This is a genomic window from Akkermansia sp. UBA7090, assembly GCF_002493465.1.
Lineage (GTDB): Bacteria > Verrucomicrobiota > Verrucomicrobiia > Verrucomicrobiales > Akkermansiaceae > Akkermansia > Akkermansia muciniphila_A.
This window is the reverse complement of the sequence record NZ_DKYW01000025.1, coordinates 1-15,742: the sequence shown is the minus strand read 5'-3', so window position 1 is coordinate 15,742 and position 15,742 is coordinate 1. Positions and strand designations below refer to the sequence as shown.

12 protein-coding genes, 1 tRNA gene and 1 pseudogene are annotated in these 15,742 nt (G+C 51.4%); 8 read left to right on the top strand and 6 right to left on the bottom strand.

Annotated elements, in window-relative coordinates; all coding sequences use genetic code 11:
• Nucleotides 1–11: 11 nt before the first annotated feature.
• Complete coding sequence (locus B3075_RS08405) at nucleotides 12–1,577, bottom strand: hypothetical protein (RefSeq protein WP_290489311.1); 1,566 nt, start codon at nucleotides 1,575–1,577, stop codon at nucleotides 12–14.
• Nucleotides 1,578–1,930: 353 nt separating this feature from the next.
• A complete protein-coding gene (locus B3075_RS08400) occupies nucleotides 1,931–4,072 on the bottom strand; it encodes an excinuclease ABC subunit UvrB (protein WP_290489309.1) in 2,142 nt (713 codons plus the stop codon).
• Nucleotides 4,073–4,158: 86 nt separating this feature from the next.
• On the opposite strand from B3075_RS08400, the gene B3075_RS08395 reads away from it, so the two are divergent.
• The 3 genes from B3075_RS08395 (at nucleotide 4,159) to B3075_RS08385 (ending at nucleotide 5,520) form a co-directional block, all read left to right on the top strand.
• Nucleotides 4,159–4,539 (top strand): hypothetical protein, encoded by a 381-nt coding sequence (locus tag B3075_RS08395; protein WP_290489307.1) that lies wholly within the window; start codon nucleotides 4,159–4,161, stop codon nucleotides 4,537–4,539.
• 478 nt (nucleotides 4,540–5,017) lie between these two features.
• A tRNA-Leu gene (locus B3075_RS08390) sits at nucleotides 5,018–5,102 on the top strand.
• Between the two features lie 169 nt (nucleotides 5,103–5,271).
• Nucleotides 5,272–5,520 carry a DUF6061 family protein gene (locus B3075_RS08385; protein WP_290489305.1) on the top strand — a complete coding sequence of 83 codons (249 nt, stop codon included), beginning with the start codon at nucleotides 5,272–5,274 and terminating at the stop codon, nucleotides 5,518–5,520.
• A gap of 91 nt (nucleotides 5,521–5,611) precedes the next feature.
• Here the strand turns inward: B3075_RS08385 and B3075_RS08380 are convergent, their stop codons facing one another.
• Nucleotides 5,612–5,806: a hypothetical protein gene (locus B3075_RS08380; protein ID WP_290489304.1), complete on the bottom strand. Its 195-nt coding sequence runs from the start codon at nucleotides 5,804–5,806 to the stop codon at nucleotides 5,612–5,614.
• 815 nt (nucleotides 5,807–6,621) lie between these two features.
• Between B3075_RS08380 and B3075_RS08375 the strand changes: the two genes are divergently transcribed.
• From B3075_RS08375 to B3075_RS10400, 4 genes and pseudogenes are all read left to right on the top strand, one after another.
• Complete coding sequence (locus tag B3075_RS08375; RefSeq protein ID WP_290489302.1) at nucleotides 6,622–8,670, top strand: N-6 DNA methylase; 2,049 nt, start codon at nucleotides 6,622–6,624, stop codon at nucleotides 8,668–8,670.
• Entirely contained in the window at nucleotides 8,640–10,139 is a 1,500-nt protein-coding gene (locus B3075_RS08370; protein ID WP_290489300.1) for a hypothetical protein, read from the top strand. The genes B3075_RS08375 and B3075_RS08370 overlap by 31 nt, the downstream gene beginning before the upstream one ends.
• Nucleotides 10,140–10,545: 406 nt before the next feature.
• On the top strand, nucleotides 10,546–10,905 hold the full coding sequence (locus B3075_RS08365) for a helix-turn-helix domain-containing protein (protein ID WP_290489299.1): 360 nt from the start codon (nucleotides 10,546–10,548) through the stop codon (nucleotides 10,903–10,905).
• A pseudogene (locus B3075_RS10400) lies at nucleotides 10,902–12,414 on the top strand (recombinase family protein). Before B3075_RS08365 ends, B3075_RS10400 begins: the two are co-directional and overlap by 4 nt.
• Here the strand turns inward: B3075_RS10400 and B3075_RS08350 are convergent.
• From B3075_RS08350 to B3075_RS08340, 3 genes are all read right to left on the bottom strand, one after another.
• Nucleotides 12,398–13,558: an MFS transporter gene (locus B3075_RS08350; protein WP_290489295.1), complete on the bottom strand. Its 1,161-nt coding sequence runs from the start codon at nucleotides 13,556–13,558 to the stop codon at nucleotides 12,398–12,400. The pseudogene B3075_RS10400 and the gene B3075_RS08350 sit on opposite strands and share 17 nt — an antisense overlap.
• 223 nt (nucleotides 13,559–13,781) lie before the next feature.
• Complete coding sequence (locus tag B3075_RS08345; RefSeq protein WP_012420587.1) at nucleotides 13,782–14,162, bottom strand: NADH-quinone oxidoreductase subunit A; 381 nt, start codon at nucleotides 14,160–14,162, stop codon at nucleotides 13,782–13,784.
• Nucleotides 14,163–14,651: 489 nt separating this feature from the next.
• Complete coding sequence (locus B3075_RS08340) at nucleotides 14,652–15,479, bottom strand: Cof-type HAD-IIB family hydrolase (protein WP_290489293.1); 828 nt, start codon at nucleotides 15,477–15,479, stop codon at nucleotides 14,652–14,654.
• A 70-nt stretch (nucleotides 15,480–15,549) separates the two neighbouring features.
• Between B3075_RS08340 and B3075_RS08335 the strand changes: the two genes are divergently transcribed.
• Nucleotides 15,550–15,742: hypothetical protein (locus tag B3075_RS08335; RefSeq protein ID WP_290492072.1), on the top strand; the 193-nt coding region annotated here is incomplete at its 3' end.

Here is a 15,742-nt window from a genome sequence, read left to right as displayed (position 1 = left end):
GTCAGACTACATCAGACGGTATCTGCGTCGCATATTGTCCGTCGCCTTCTGATGCAGGCGATTGCATAAAGAAACAAAATGGGGAGCGTCATGATGACAGGCAACAGGTAGCGGATCTCGTAAGTGGTGGCAACCGCTCCAATCACAAGAACGGTCCCATAAAAAGGGACGAAAGGGATCAGATATTTCCAGCGCCGGAACATGCAGACAAGAAGCAAAGTGATGAAACAGCCATAATACAGACACAGCTGGGGAGACCGTCTCACGCAGGCATTGGGAGACATGTTCCATACCATCTGGCTGTTCAAAAGGAGGATCTTTGCCGCTTTCAGAGGGTTATCGACAGCGACGGAGAAAAACAAGCGGGTGATCATTTCCCCTTTATCCGTCAGGGTTGTATTGAACGAATATCTGGCCCCAATTTCCAAGGAAGGGAACAGACCGCTCCAAAGATATTTCTCGCCGCGCGCAGTCGACACAACAGGGTGCAGGGAATCATGAAAATGATGATAACGTTCCAGAATCATTTCCCTGGGCATGATTTCCCGTTCAATAAGTCCCATATCCTGCTCGCTCACATGCCCCCCTTCCGCAACGACATCGCAAATGACATGCGCCATTTTGGCATACCTTGTGCCTGTTCTCTGTTGATCCGCATGCAACGCTTCAGGAAGTACGGCGGAGGCAAACAGCCAGCATGCCAGAGCAGCCGATAAAGGAATCCACAGGCGACAACGCACCTCTTTCTGACGCAGCATGCAGCACGCAAGCACAGCAATGGTAAGGAAAAACGGAACGCTTCCGTCGTAGCGAAAACACCCCATTCCCGCCAGACCCAGAGCAATCATCCACAGGGACGATTTTCCCGTCTCCAGCATCTCCATGCAAAGGCCAAGAGTCAAAGTCATCACGGAAATGGCATAGGGCGTATCCTTAATGACGGTCGTCACCAGATTGAATTGGTAAATGCTGAACAGAATCGCAGCAAACACGATGCATGCGGGAATTTTTTCACGGATCCCCCAGGAAAGCATCATCAGCAAAACAAACAGAAAGAGCAATAACTGGACTAGAACGATTGCATGAATATGATGCCAGATTCCTAAAATTCCTTCGCAAAACAATGTGTGGGTCAACGTGTGGGTGACGCCATAATGTCCGCTGAGGATCTGCGGATATTGACAATGTTCAAAGTCCCAGCAAGTTGCTGTCCCTGTGCGCATCCAGACGAGCGCCAGTACGAGCGCAATCAGCCCCGCAACGCCCCACTTCTGTCGTTGATTCCAGTTTGACTGATGCTCTGCGCCATACCACAAAATGCTGTTCAAAGCTTGAAGAGACAGACACAGCGCCGCAAACATAAGACAGAATACACCCGCATTCCTTAAAATTGCCCTCGCGTCGTTAAAGCAGAATCCTTCCACGCTGAACACATAAGATAAAGGGAAAAGAACCAGGGCGCCAGGAACGGCAAAAAGAACAATCCATCGCCAAGGGACGGCGTGTTCTTTTACGGGCATTTTCCATAAAACAAACAGAGAGCAGATGATGATCAGGGCAAACGAAACGGAGAACATGGCAAACAGGGGGGCAAAATGCCGTCTATTTGCTAACGGATTAGAAATCCGTTGTTATCCGCAACGCCTGTTCATATGCTAAAAGCGTTTATAATGAGAAAAATACTTCTGATCCAGGGATAAGCAGCAACATTTTCATGCACGCTTGAATATGCGTAAATGGCCCTTTTAGAACATTTTACCTTGACAACGGATTTCTAATCTGCGTTAGCGTCACACCCTCACATCTCTTTCAGCAATTAAGCGATCACTCGAACATCACATCGTCCCCAAAAAACAGGGATGCGAAGAGCAGGAAAGAAGCATGGAACAGTCGTATTGCCGGAAATTGAATTCAGACAAACACTCCTCCTTCATGCTTTTTTGCCGTCACCGCGCATTCTTCTGATTTCATCCCGAATCAAGGCGGCGCGTTCAAATTCCAAATGGGAAGCAGCCTCCTTCATTTCCGCCTCCAGCCTGGCGATGCGTTCTTCCAGCCCATACCCGGCTTCATCCTCCGCTACGCGGAAAGACTCTTCATCATCCTCGGCATACAACTTCAACTGCCCCTGTTCGGAACGGCTCACCGTCTGGGGAACAATGCCGTGTTCCCGGTTGTATCTCTCCTGAATGCCCCGGCGGTAATCCGTCAGCTCAACCAGCCGTTTGATGGAATCCGTCATCACATCCGCAAACAAGACGCACTCTCCATTCAAATGCCGCGCGGCGCGGCCCGCCGTCTGCACCAGGGACGTCTCATTGCGCAAAAACCCCTCCTTGTCCGCATCCAGAATGCACACCAGGGAAACTTCCGGCAAATCCAGCCCTTCCCTGAGCAGGTTAATGCCTACCAGAACATCTATCTTCCTGGCTCTCAAAGCACGCAAAATTTCCACGCGCTCAATCGCATCCACATCCGCGTGAATATAGGACACCTTCAACCCTACCCCTCTCAGGTACTCCGTCAAATCTTCCGCCGTCTTCTTGGTCAGCGTCGTAACCAGCACGCGTTCATTTTTGGCGACGCGTTCATTGCACATGGCAATCGTCTCGTCAATCTGCCCTTTCAACGGGCGGATGGTAATCTTCGGCTCCAGCAGCCCGGTAGGCCGGATAATCTGCTCTACAATCAGAGGAGTGGAACGCCTGGTAGGGTCAAATTTTTCCACCGGTTCCGTGGATGGGCTGGGAGTGACGCGAATGTCTTTGGGGGAGGTAAACAGGATTCCTTTGAACCCTTCCGGAGCCTTCTCTCCGGATCTGGCGGCACGGCGCACGGGAATATACGTCTTATTATCCGCACGGCAATTCACCAGTTCAAACGGCCCCGGCGTAGCGGAAGCATACACTATCTGGTTCTGCCTTTCCATAAACTCATGGAATTTCAAGGGCCTGTTATCCAGGGCGCTGGGCAGACGGAAACCATGCTCCACCAGAATATTTTTGCGGCTCCGGTCCCCCTCGTACATGCCGCCCAGCTGCGGCACCGCCACATGACTTTCATCAATCAGGGTCAATGAATCCTTGGGAAAGAAATCCAGCAGGGTGGACGGCGCACTTCCGGGCAGGCGGCCGGACAAATGGCGGGAATAATTCTCAATCCCCTTGCAGAAGCCCAACTCTTCTATCAGCTCCAAATCATAATCCGTGCGCAATTTCAACCGCTGCGCTTCCAGAAGGCGCCCATGCTTCTCAAACCAGCCTATGCGGTCCTCCAGCTCCTCCCGGATAGCCTTCAACGCCGCCGCCCGTTTCTCCGGAGCGGCCACATACTGTTTGGCCGGAAAAAACGTGTAGCTCCCCAGCCGCTCCCTCACGCGCCCGGTGGCGGAGTCAATCAAAGAAACCCGCTCCACCTCGTCGCCGAAAAACTCCACGCGGATTGCCTCACCTTCCGAATAGGCGGGAAACACCTCCACCACCTCTCCGCGCACGCGGAACGTGCCGCGGGTAAAATCAAAATCCTGCCGCTCGAACAGGCGTTCCACCAGATGCTTCAGAAATACGTCCCGGTCCATGACGTCCCCCTCGCGCATGCGCAGTGTCAGGTTCCTGTAATCCTCCGGAGTGGACAGGCCGTAAATGCAGGAAACGGACGCCACCACAATCACGTCCCGCCGCGTCATCAGGGAATTCATGGCATTCAGGCTCAGGCGGTCCAACTCATCATTAATGGCGGAATCCTTCTCAATATAGGTGTCGGAGCTGGCGATATACGCCTCCGGCTGGTAATAATCGAAATAGGAAACGTAGTAATCCACCGCGTTATTCGGAAAGAAGCTCTTCAGCTCCGAATGAAGCTGCGCGGCAAGCGTCTTGTTATGGGAAATCACCAGCGTGGGCCTGTTCATCCGGGCAATCAAATTCGCCATGGTGAATGTTTTGCCGCTTCCGGTCACTCCCAGGAGCCCCTGGTGCTTGTTTCCCGCCTCCAGAGACTTGAGCAGCTTGCCGATGGCCTGCTCCTGATCCCCGGAAGGCTTGAAGGAGGAATTCAACTCAAAAGACGACATACGCGATGCCGTCAGTATAATGCCCCCATCCCGCCGGGCTAGGACAATGTTTGACAATTTCCCCCTCCTGACCCAGTATATGCGGCATGTACATTCCCACACAGGAAGAACGGTATGCAAAAAAAGGGCTTGTTTCCCTCATCCTGTGCGTCGTGGTCCCTTCCTGCCTGTATGTCTCCCTTCTGTCCAAGCAGCTGATGATGGTGCGCGGGCATGAATGGGAAGCTGTCATGAAACTCTTTCTGGCGTTCACCTACCCGCTGGCGGCCCTCTTCGCCATGACGGGCATTCCGTTCTTCTGGTGGTCTGTGGGCATCTCCCTGGCGGTTCACGCCGGCATCGTCGCCTGGCTGAAAATAACGCCTCTCCTGTCCCCTAAAAAAGCCGTCTGCATCGCCCTGTGCCTGGGGATGCTGGACTTTCTGTTCGTGAAACTATTTCCTTTTCCGGCACAAATCATGGGATAAACCTGCCCGGGAAAACATCCGGACAGGACAAAAACCGGTTCAGGACTGCTTTAGCTGGCTCAAGAATCTTCTTAATTTCACGCCTCGTTGTTTGGCATCAGTATCGCACTCCTCGTACGCGAAACACTGCGCCCCGGAACCATCACCGGCGGCCAACACCAGCTTGGGATAAAACTTTCCTTTCTCCAGAACTTCCTTCACAGAATCAGCTACCAAGGATTTTCCATCCTTTACCGGCAGACAAACCAGGACGTACTCAATACCTTCTCCTTCTAATCCGGAGTAAATGTGCCTTTGGGGAACCAGACATCCACCCATGAATGGAAAATGCCGCCAGAAAGCAGATACCCAACAGGGCAGCTAATTTTCCTATGGGTTCTCACCACAGGTGCTTTCCACAAGCGCATCAAAGGTAAAAACTCCTGTTTAATCTTGAACGCCAGAGCCTGGTATGGCAGAGTGCGTCCGCCCGTTCGTTGCGCCTGTGGCGAAATTGGTAGACGCGCCAGACTTAGGATCTGGTGCCGAAAGGCGTACAGGTTCGAGTCCTGCCAGGCGCACCAAACCAATATAATCCGAACCAAATCTTCTTAATCGGAGATGGGTTCGGATTATTTGTTTTCTTCGAGAAATTCGAGGATACGCATTTCAGAAACGGCGTGGTAAAGCGTCCCGAATCCAAACCCAGAGGGCCGAGAAAACCAAAGCTGGTAAAGGATAAGGAGGACAATTATGAAAACCATTAAAAGCTGTGAATTCAACATGGACACTGGCTGTGTGGAGCTGCGGTTTCAGGACGGCAGCATGATCTCCATCGACTGCACCGCCGTGGAAAACGAAGTGGCGGATAATCTTTATGAGCGGTCGGAGCTGGACTACCTCATCTACAACGACCCGCTGGCTTATGCAGACCTTATTCTGGACGGCGACGTTGAGGCGTATCTGAACGCCGTCACGGAGTATAAGCCCTACGAAAACTGAATAAACGCACAAAAGGGAATGACGGTCCGCCATCCCCTTTGCCATGCTGTTTTAGGAGTATATATCCCTTGGATTTGTCTTATATCTATCGTTAGGCGACGTTCTCGCCGTCGCTGTCCTTGTCCGTTTTTGCCCCGTCCCGTGCCGCCTTCCATTCGGCAAATTCCCGCTGCCCTTCCTCACTCTCGTAAAAGGCGAGGATATCCGGCAGCAGAATTCGGGCGATGTTCTCGATCTCATGCTGCGGGATGCCGCTGTTGTTGGTGAGCTTTTTCCGCCTGCTCAAGTTGCACCTCCGAAAAAGTATTTTGCCGCAGCTTTCTCCTGTGCGGCGGAGGAATGGCGTCTTGAGCGTCTTTTGCCGTCTGTGCTTTTTCCCTTCGCATCCTTCCCCTTTCCTATCTGAAAATGAAAACGCAGCCGCCTGTCAAGCCTTTCGGCCCGTCTGCGTCTGCATGGTGTCCTGTGTCTGCAATTGTGCTTTTATTATAGCAGCGATGGGGCTGCACGTCAATACCACGGGAATGGAGCGGCTGACAGCGTAATTTGGGCAGCGGCTACCGAAATTATTCTGTGGCTTGCAAATTGGCAAGGGCGGTAGCGCAGCAGCCGGCAGCCGCGCTTTTTGGCAGACAAGGCGGGCAAGCACAGCTTATGCCTGCCCGCCCCCAAAATATAATAAATCCCTCGGCGCGAGCTATGGTCTTTGCAATATCTTGTTGACCGATGCAAAAAAGTATGTTAGTATGTATACAAGCATACCTATTGGGAGGCAAAAAGAATGGTTGAAAACGAGCAGAGCTTTGGAGAGTATCTTCGCCAGCTGATAAAAGACTCCGGGATAACGCAGCATAAATTCTACACAGAACTGGGTATCCGGAAGCCATACTTTTATGATATTCTCGCCGGGAGAACTAACCCACCACCATATCCGCTTCAGTTAAAGGCAATGGAAATACTGCAAGCAAGCAATTAAACCAGAGAGAGATTTTTTGACTTGGCGGCAAAAGGCAGAAATGAGTTGCCGGCAGATATAGCAAGGTACATTGATGAAAATCCGGATGCGCTCAAAAGCATTCGGGAAAAAATGAAATTGGCATCATGCCAATAAGCAAAGGAGAAGTAACGATGCCAAGTGAACAGAAGATCATCGTAATCCCGGACGGAAAAATATGTGACTATATTGACGACAAATTCCGTAACGATACCCCGGAAGAGTATGTTCGGCAAACTATCGAGAAACGACTCGTGAACGAGCATAAGTATCTGCCGGAGCAAATTAGAATCGAATATACCTTGCAGGTTGGTTCAAACAAACCTCGCGCAGACATTGTAATCTGGGAAAAAGGTGCAGACCAAACGCAGGGTACAATCAAGTTGATAATCGAATGCAAAAAAGAGACGGTTGACGCTCGTAATGCCAAGGACGGCATTGCGCAGCTAAAATCATATATGTCTGTTTGCCCAAACTGTGAGTGGGGCATGTGGACCAACAGTGTCCAAAAGTATGTTTTCCGCAAAGCTGTTGATGCCGCCGGAAATATTACATTCATGGAGTACAACGATATTCCCGCCGCAGACGGTAATTTGGATGAGGTCAACCGTCCCAGCAGAACGAGCTTAAAAAACGCTTATGACGACAATCTTTTATTCGTTTTCAAGACTTGCCATAATCACATTTATGTGAATGATGGCATGCAAAAGCAACCTGCGTTCTTTGAACTGCTCAAGGTGATTTTCTGCAAAATTGAGGATGAGCGTAATATTCCGAATCCGCTTGAGTTTTATACGACATCGGAGGAGCGTTCTAACCCCGACGGACAGTTGACCGTTCAAAAGAGAATCGGAAAAATCTTTCAGCGAGTTAAGAAACGTCATGGAAAAATTTTCGATGCCAATGACGAAATTAAACTCAGCCCGAGGAGCCTCGCATATATCGTCAGCGAGTTGCAGCGATACAGCCTGCTCAATACCAAAATTGACATCAAGGGCAAAGCCTACGAGGAAATCGTAGGGGCTAATCTCCGCGGTGATCGCGGTGAGTTTTTCACGCCTCGCAATGTTATGAAAATGGTGGTTGAGATGGTAAATCCACAAGTTGACGAGCATGTATTGGACAGTTCCTGCGGTACGGGCGGTTTCCTCGTCATGGCAATGACACATGTAATTGACCAGCTTGAGCAGCAGTTTTCAACTTCTCTCGGCATCAAGCGGGAAAACTGGGATTCGGATACTCTCCGGGCTTTTCAGGACAGGATCTCCGAGATGGCATCCTCTAACTATTTCGGCTTTGACATCAATCCCGACCTGGTAAAGGCCACAAAGATGAATATGGTCATGAATAACGATGGCAGCGGGAATATCCTGCAAACAAATTCCCTGCTTCCTCCGCACGAGTGGTCTGATGACTTCCGCTCACGCCTTGCCGAAGCCCTTGGTATAAATAAAAATACGCTCCGTAACCATAGTTCGATTGGCTACTTCAATGTAATCGTCACCAACCCACCCTTTGGGAGCAAAATACCGATCAAGGACAAGAACATCCTTGAGCAATTTGAGCTTGCGCATATTTGGGATTGCGACAAAGAAACGGGCGTTTGGAAGAAAACCTCGCGCCTGCAATCCTCCGTGCCGCCGGAAATTTTGTTCATTGAGCGCTGCACTCAATTTCTCGCACCGGGCGGGCGTATGGGTATCGTGCTGCCTGATTCGATTCTCGGTTCTCCCGGCTTGGGCTATATCCGCGAATGGATGATACAAAATCACAGAATCGTTGCCAGCATCGACTTGAACGCTGATACATTCCAGCCTCGCAACGGGACGCAGACCTCCGTTCTGATCCTGCAAAAGAAAACGCAGGAGCAGAGAGATGCGGAAGAAAAGAGCGGCAAAATGGCTGACTACAACATCTTTATGGCGATGATCGAAAAGGTCGGGCATGACAAGCGAGGCAATCCCCTATTCAAGCGTGACAAGGAGGGCAACGAAATCCTTGTGCCGGATACAAACAGTGTGCTTGTGCTTGGAGAAACGGGAGACGGGCAACGCACTGTGTCACATGAGCAAAAGGTAAAAGTTGAGGATGATCAGACTCCCGATCTCCCGGCGATATTCGCTGAGTGGAAAAAGCAGGAGGGATTGGGATGGTAACTTCAAATCTCGCTTTCAAAGAGAAAAACAGCATTGAGCCGGAAGTCGTTGTCAACGAGAGCCCGGTCAAGTGGTGTGCAGTTGCGCTTTCGGACGTTGTTGCCCGCGGGAAAAGACTTGAAGCGAGTGTATTTGATGTTGAGGCAAAACAGGCACGAATGTTGATCTCAAAAGGGAAATACCCTCAGAGCTTCATCGGCGGCACAGATGGAATGGTATCGTCGTATGTTTGTGGGCGGTTTAAGCGTATATGGGTAGAAAAATCCGATATGCCCATTTATCAGCCATCCAGTATTGTCGATATTAAGCCAACTCCCGATGGATACATTTCGGCGAAAACGAAAACGAATATCGGCAATCTGCGTGTAAAAGAAAATCAAATTCTGATGACATGTTCTGGAACAATCGGAAAAGTCTCCTTTGTGTCACGGACGCTCGCAAGCAAGATTTTTAGTCACGATCTGTTGAGAATTGATTGCAGAAAGCCGGATGAGGCTGGTTATATATACGCCTTCCTTAAAAGTAAAATAGGCAACAAGATACTGCTTACCAATAGTTATGGAGCCGTAATCACTCACATTGAGCCGGAGCATCTTGCCACAGTTCCTATTCCCGATGCGCCGACGATGCTCAAAAAGAAAATCCACGATCTGATTGTGCGTTCTTATGAGCTGCGTGATGAATCCAACGATCTGATCGACCAAGCCACCGCATTGTTAATCGGCGAGCTGAAGCTGCCTGATATCGACGCTTTTGATGTTGGCCTCTACAAAAAAGCCGCCCCGGTGGACACCTTCAGCGTAAAGCTGAGCAAGATGTCCGGACGACTTGACGCTTCCTACCATGTGCCGATTGTTAACGCCATCGTTGAACATCTGAGGCAGCATGCCGAGGAAGTGACAACGGTCGGCGATTCCCGCATCAGCCGAGAGGTTATCCTGCCGGGCCGCTTCAAGCGCGTATATGTTGACGAGGGGTATGGACGGGTGCTAATTGGGGGCAAACAATTAAGCGAACTTGACCCTTCTTCAAAAAAGTACCTCTCCACCGCAAAGCACGATAAGATGTTGAAGAAGTCGGAAGTACACGAAGGCACGACACTGATTACAAGAAGTGGTACGATAGGAAAAATTGCGATTGTCCCTAAACACTGGGAGCACTATATTCCATCTGACCATATCATCCGCGTCATTCCTGCAAACAAGGATATAGCCGGCTATTTGAATATCTTTCTTGCATCGGATTACGGGAAAGTGCTTATTACCCGGTTTACATACGGCTCGGTTGTTGACGAAATTGACGACAATCATGTTCGTCAGATAGCGATTCCTTTGCTCAAAAACCACACGGTTCAGAAAAAGATAAATGATCTTGCACTGGAGGCAAATGAGAAGCGATATCAAGCCTATCTTCTGGAGCAGGAAGCATTGCAAATCATGGACAGGGATGTTATCTATGCAAAGAAGTGACTGCGGTTGCTAAGCTGATTTTAACTCCATTTAGCGTTGCAAAAGGCAGTCCAACGGTTTCTATAAGGAACACCGCCGGATTGCCTTTCTCTGCTCCCGCGAACGAAATCTAACATGGTGAACTAATGTGGCAAGCAGGGCAAAGAGGGCCCTCTTTGCTGCTCTTGCCGCCGTGCGAACCCTGTTGGCTTCACACTTGGCAAGCAAGGTGGCTTGGAGCCACTTTTCGCTTGTTGGGGAAATTTGTCCCCAAGCCCCTTTGAACGATTTTTGCAAAATCGGCTGCGCTCCTGCGGAGCTTTCTTCGCCTGCGGCGCGTCAGAGAATCGCGGCGTTATGTGAATGTGTCATTGACATGTTCTCTGTTTCCGGGTTTTCTTGAAACAGAAAAGGAGGTGACGCAGCCTTGAAAATCATCGGTGAACGGCTGCGAGGTTTGCGTGAAAGCGTCAGGCTCTCGCAGGCAAAGCTGGCAAAGGAATTTGACGTTTCCCAATCCTCTCTCGCCCGGTATGAAATCGACGATTCCACGCCCTCCCCAGAGGTTTTTCTGAAATACGCCGACTACTTTGACGTATCGCTGGACTACATTTTCGGCAGGGCGGACGACCCCCACGGCATGATCTACAACAACTGCGTGAAGTTCGGCCTGAACAATCCCGAAATGGCGCGGTTCGTGGAAATGTGCTTCGACCCCGGCACGGCTATGAACGAACGATTGAAGGCAACGCTTGTGCAGATGCTCTCGGAGGTGGAAAAGAAATGAAAGCCGTCATCTACGCCCGCTATTCCTCCGACAGCCAGCGAGAGGAAAGCATCGAAGGACAGCTTCGGGAATGTGCCGCCTTTGCCGAGAAAAACGGCATCACGGTATTGCGGCATTACATCGACCGCGCGTATTCTGCAAAGACCGATAACCGCCCGGAGTTCCAGAGCATGATCAAGGACAGCGGCAAGCGGCTGTTTGATATAGTGATCGTCTGGAAGCTGGACAGGTTCGCACGAAACCGCTATGACAGCGCCCGGTACAAGGCCACGCTCAAAAAGAACGGCGTGAAGGTCGTATCCGCCACTGAGATTATTTCAGAGGGCGCGGAGGGCATCATTCTCGAATCCGTCCTCGAAGGCTATGCGGAATACTACTCCGCTGACCTCTCCGAAAAGGTCATTCGCGGCATGACGGATAACGCCCTCAAGTGCAAATTCAACGGCGGCATGATGCCCATAGGTTATGTGATCGACGCGGAGCAGCACTTCCAGATCGACCCGCTGACCGCGCCGTTCGTGCTGGAAGCCTTCAAGCGATATGACGGCGGAGAAACCATTTCCTCCATTATGAATTGGCTGAACGAGCAGGGGCTTACCAACACGCGGGGGCAGAAAATGACATTCAATAGCGTGGGGCATACACTCCACAACCGGCGCTATATCGGGGAGTTCCGATACCGCGATGTGATCCCCCGCCATCGTACCGCAAGACCTCTTTGACCGGGTGCAGGAGAAGCTGGCGAAGAACAAAAAGGCCCCGGCGCGTCACAAGGCCGAGGACGATTATCTGCTGACCACCAAACTGTTCTGCGGCTACTGCGGGGCCTATCTCTGCGGCGAGAGCGGCACAAGCCGCACGGGAAAGGTGCATCACTATTACAAGTGCGTTTCCGTCAAAAAGAAGCGCACCGAGTGCCACAAGAGGCCCGTCAGGAAAGAATGGATCGAGGATTTGGTGGTCGGTGAAACCATGAAAATGGTCATGGACGACAAAGCAATCGAGGCCATCGTGTCCATGCTCATGGACTTGCAGGACAGGGACAATGTGAACGTGCCGCTGTATGAGCAACAGCTCCGTGAGGCGGATACTGCCATCAGCAATCTTCTCAACGCCATCCAGCAGGGCATCCTGACGCGCTCCACAAAGGAGCGGCTGGAGGAGCTGGAAAACCGCCGCGACGAGCTTGAGAACAGGCTTGCCTGCGAAAAGCTGGCGAAGCACAAGGTCAGCGCGGAGTTTATGACCTTCTGGCTCCACCGCTTCCGCAAGCTGGACGTGCGGCAACAGAGCCACCGCAAGATGCTCATCGACACCTTCATCAACGCGATTTTCCTGTACGATGATAAAATGGTGATCACCTTCAACTACAAGGAGGGCACGAAAACCATCACCTTCGCGGAATTGCAGGAAGCTATCAGCAACAAAAACGGTTCGGATTTGGATTGCCTTGTTGCACCATTTCACAATATAAACATATCATTAACAGTGATTACCTATATTTCTTGAGGAAAGGGGCAATGAATGCCGTCCCCAGTCCAATCAGGGCAATCAGGGAGAAAGACCACCGGAGGGAAGAAGCATGGGCGATATGTCCGATGACCGGAGGCCCCAGCAGGAATCCCAGAAAGCCGATGGTAGAGACGGAAGCCAGCGCCATGCTGGGAATCATTTTCCGGGATTTCCCGGCCATGCTGTAGCAGAGCGGGACAATGGAAGAGGTGCCAAAACCCACCAGCAGGAAGCCCAGCGTGGCTGACCACAACATCGGGAACAAGACGGAGACCAGCAACCCGGAGGAAATGAGGATGCCGCTGGCGCGCAGAACCCGCACAGGCCCGAAGCGCATCACCAGGCGGTCTGCCGTAAAACGCCCCAGGGCCATGGTGCTCATGAATGCCACGTATCCCATCTGCACCAGCCCCGGGCCAGGTTTTACCACACTTTCAAAGTATACGCCGCTCCAGTCAAACATGGTTCCTTCGCTCACCATGCTTCCGAAGGCGATCAGTCCGATGACCAGTTCATAAGAATCCATGCTCCGGAACATGCCGCCTCCCTGGGAGGAGGAACGCCGGGCATCCCTCGGCAGAAGAGAGGGGGAAAAAACGGCCAGAATAATCATGCATATCAGGAAAATGGTGATGAAATGCGTCTCCGCAGAAATATGCCAGTCCACCATGGCTGCTCCCAGCAAAGCTCCGAAAAAACCCGCCAGGCTCCATAAACCGTGGAACCGGGCCATGATGCTGCACTGGTACAGCCGTTCCACTCCCACTCCCTGCGTATTGACGGATATATTCGTCAGATTGGCGGCTACCCCAAAGAAAAACAACCCGGCCGCCAGTTCCCAGAAAGACCCCGCCATCCCCAGGCATACAAGCACGGCAGGATAAAAGACGGATGCCGCCATCAGTATTTTCCGGCTGCCGCAGCGGCCAACCAGGTAACCGGACAGCGCCATGGCGGACATCTGCCCCACCGGAACGGCAAAGAGCACGGAGCCCAGGTCGGCATCGTTCATCCCCAATGCGCTTTTAATATCCGGGATGCGGGAGGCCCAACTGGCGAATACCAAACCCTGAAGAAAATAAAAGGCGCTGACCGACAGTCGGTAAACACCTTGCGTGGTTTTGGGAAGAGGCACATTCATGCTGCATTTCCTGACTGCGCAAACGCTACCCCTATTCCCTTTTCCTGGCAAGAGAAATCATCTTTTATACAATAAGATGTTACATGCAAAAAAGTCATCCGGGAAAAGGACAGGATTTACGGATATTTCACCCCCCGCCATTTTTCCAAAGCAATTTTTCTTTCACATAAAAAACGCCGTATTCCTCATGGAACACGGCGTCAGGGAGAAGGAACAAAAACGGTCAACGGGGATCGTGGTGCCAGTTCAGAGCGCCCTTGCCCAGCGCATACAGGTAGGCCACCAGCAAAATGCCGATAAAAATGCACATGGCCGTGAACGATTCCGGATTCATCATAATATAGTCCCGGAAATTGACGGCCCAGGGATAGAGGAATACTACTTCCAAGTCAAAAATGACAAAGAGCATGGCCACCATATAGAATTTTACGGAGAACATGGGGGCACCTTCCCCCATGGGAATCATCCCGCATTCATAGGGGATGTCCGCAGGTTTGCGCACGGAAGAACGTTTGCCCATCAAGATACTGAGCAACAAGATCATGCCGGCCAGCCCCAAGGCGGCCGCCACCTGCACGAGCACTGAAAAAAATTCCTGATTCATGACGTCTGGCACGGATGTACCACAGACATTCCGGAAAAGCAAAACTAAAAAGGGCAACAGCTTTCATGCTGACGGGAGAGACGGGGAAATTCCGTCTCCCGCCCTGCCAGACAGTACAAAGGCAACAAGTCCGTTTCATGGAGGCGCCAACGGAATCCTGAGGGAAGATTTTCCCCTGCGCGCAGAAGGCAAACCGGGCATTTTCCGGTGAAAACGCGGAGCGGCACCAGCCGACAACGGGAAGCGCCCCCTTCATTGCCGCGAATAACAGGATTATGCTCCCATCAAATGGAACATCCACCTCCCGGCCGCTTCCATCAAAATAATGCACCCCGCCAATATTCCCAAAAAAATTCCCGCCAACTTGAGCAGCAGAAAGCCCATTCCCAGAAAAACACCGCCTATGCAAGCGAACACGGCCATCACCAGCATCTCAAAACAATCTGACAAGAACATCAGCATAACCCTGATTTCATTCCTCCCTGGCAATTAGGAACGGGGTCTTCTGCAATCCCCGGCCCTTTCCTGCGGAGAACAGGCTTCCAACATCTTTTCAAGTATCTGCATCACTCCGTTTTCTTCATTGGACGGCGCCTCGAGGGCAGCCATGGAACGGATTTCCGGCACGGCATAGCTGAAGCGCGCCTGCCGCATCATCGGGGCGTCATTCATCTGATCCCCGAACACCATCGTCTCCTCCGGAGAAACTCCCAGTTTCCGCTGAATCAATTCCAGGGCGGCCCCCTTATTGGCCTCTTTCCGGCTGATATCCATCCATTTCTCTCCGGACACCGCCACCTGGAAACCATGTTCCAGATGCTTCAGCCGGGGATAACTGTTTTCCCCGGCGCCCAGAAAATCATACACTGCTATTTTCAGAAATCTGTCCCCCTGCACATCCAGCAGATTCCCCACTTCTTGACAGCGTGTGTAATATTTGCGGGCCTCCCGGACGAATTCCGGCTGTTTGTCCTCAATATATGCGGAATCCCGCCCTGCGAGGACGATGCAGGTCCCTTCAATGCGCCTGATCCCGGCAATCAAACCGGCTACCGTTTCATGATCCATATCCAGAAGCAGCCACTCTTCTCTCCCCTCCGCCGCATAGGCGCCATTCTCGGCAATGAACAGCATCCGGTCCGCCACAGGGGCAAAGGTTCGTAGCAACCCGTCATACTGGCGTCCGCTTGCCGCCGCAAAACGAATGCCGCGAAGCTCAAGCTCCTTAAACAAGGAAAAAAACGCAGGGTCCAGCTCTCCCTTTCCATTAAGCAGCGTCCCATCCATATCGGACGCAATAAGTTTGACGGAATCCATAACGTTGCCAGAATCATCGTTTGTCCTCTCTTCCAAGGCAAGAGCGGCTTCAGACAGCACGGACCGGACTATGAAAGGAGAAAGCAGCGGGCCAACAGCGGAGATAGAGTTTTCCCCTTCGTCTTACGGGAAACTTTCTATTTCTTCCATCAACCTCCGTTTCCTTTATTTTACCGTGATTGCAACAACGACAAATGCAAATAATTTGAAATCAACCGCACATCTGCAATATCTAACATATTATACCGGATTGCAAATCCGGA

Bases quoted from the DNA above. Each gene is read 5' to 3' on its own strand.
- B3075_RS08405 (WP_290489311.1), bottom strand. From the start codon at position 1,577: ATGTTCTCCGTTTCGTTTGCCCTGATCATCATCTGCTCTCTGTTTGTT.
- B3075_RS08400 (WP_290489309.1), bottom strand. From the start codon at position 4,072: ATGTCGTCTTTTGAGTTGAATTCCTCCTTCAAGCCTTCCGGGGATCAG.
- B3075_RS08395 (WP_290489307.1), top strand. From the start codon at position 4,159: ATGTACATTCCCACACAGGAAGAACGGTATGCAAAAAAAGGGCTTGTT.
- B3075_RS08385 (WP_290489305.1), top strand. From the start codon at position 5,272: ATGAAAACCATTAAAAGCTGTGAATTCAACATGGACACTGGCTGTGTG.
- B3075_RS08375 (WP_290489302.1), top strand. From the start codon at position 6,622: ATGCCAATAAGCAAAGGAGAAGTAACGATGCCAAGTGAACAGAAGATC.
- B3075_RS08350 (WP_290489295.1), bottom strand. From the start codon at position 13,558: ATGAATGTGCCTCTTCCCAAAACCACGCAAGGTGTTTACCGACTGTCG.
- B3075_RS08345 (WP_012420587.1), bottom strand. From the start codon at position 14,162: ATGAATCAGGAATTTTTTTCAGTGCTCGTGCAGGTGGCGGCCGCCTTG.
- B3075_RS08340 (WP_290489293.1), bottom strand. From the start codon at position 15,479: ATGGATTCCGTCAAACTTATTGCGTCCGATATGGATGGGACGCTGCTT.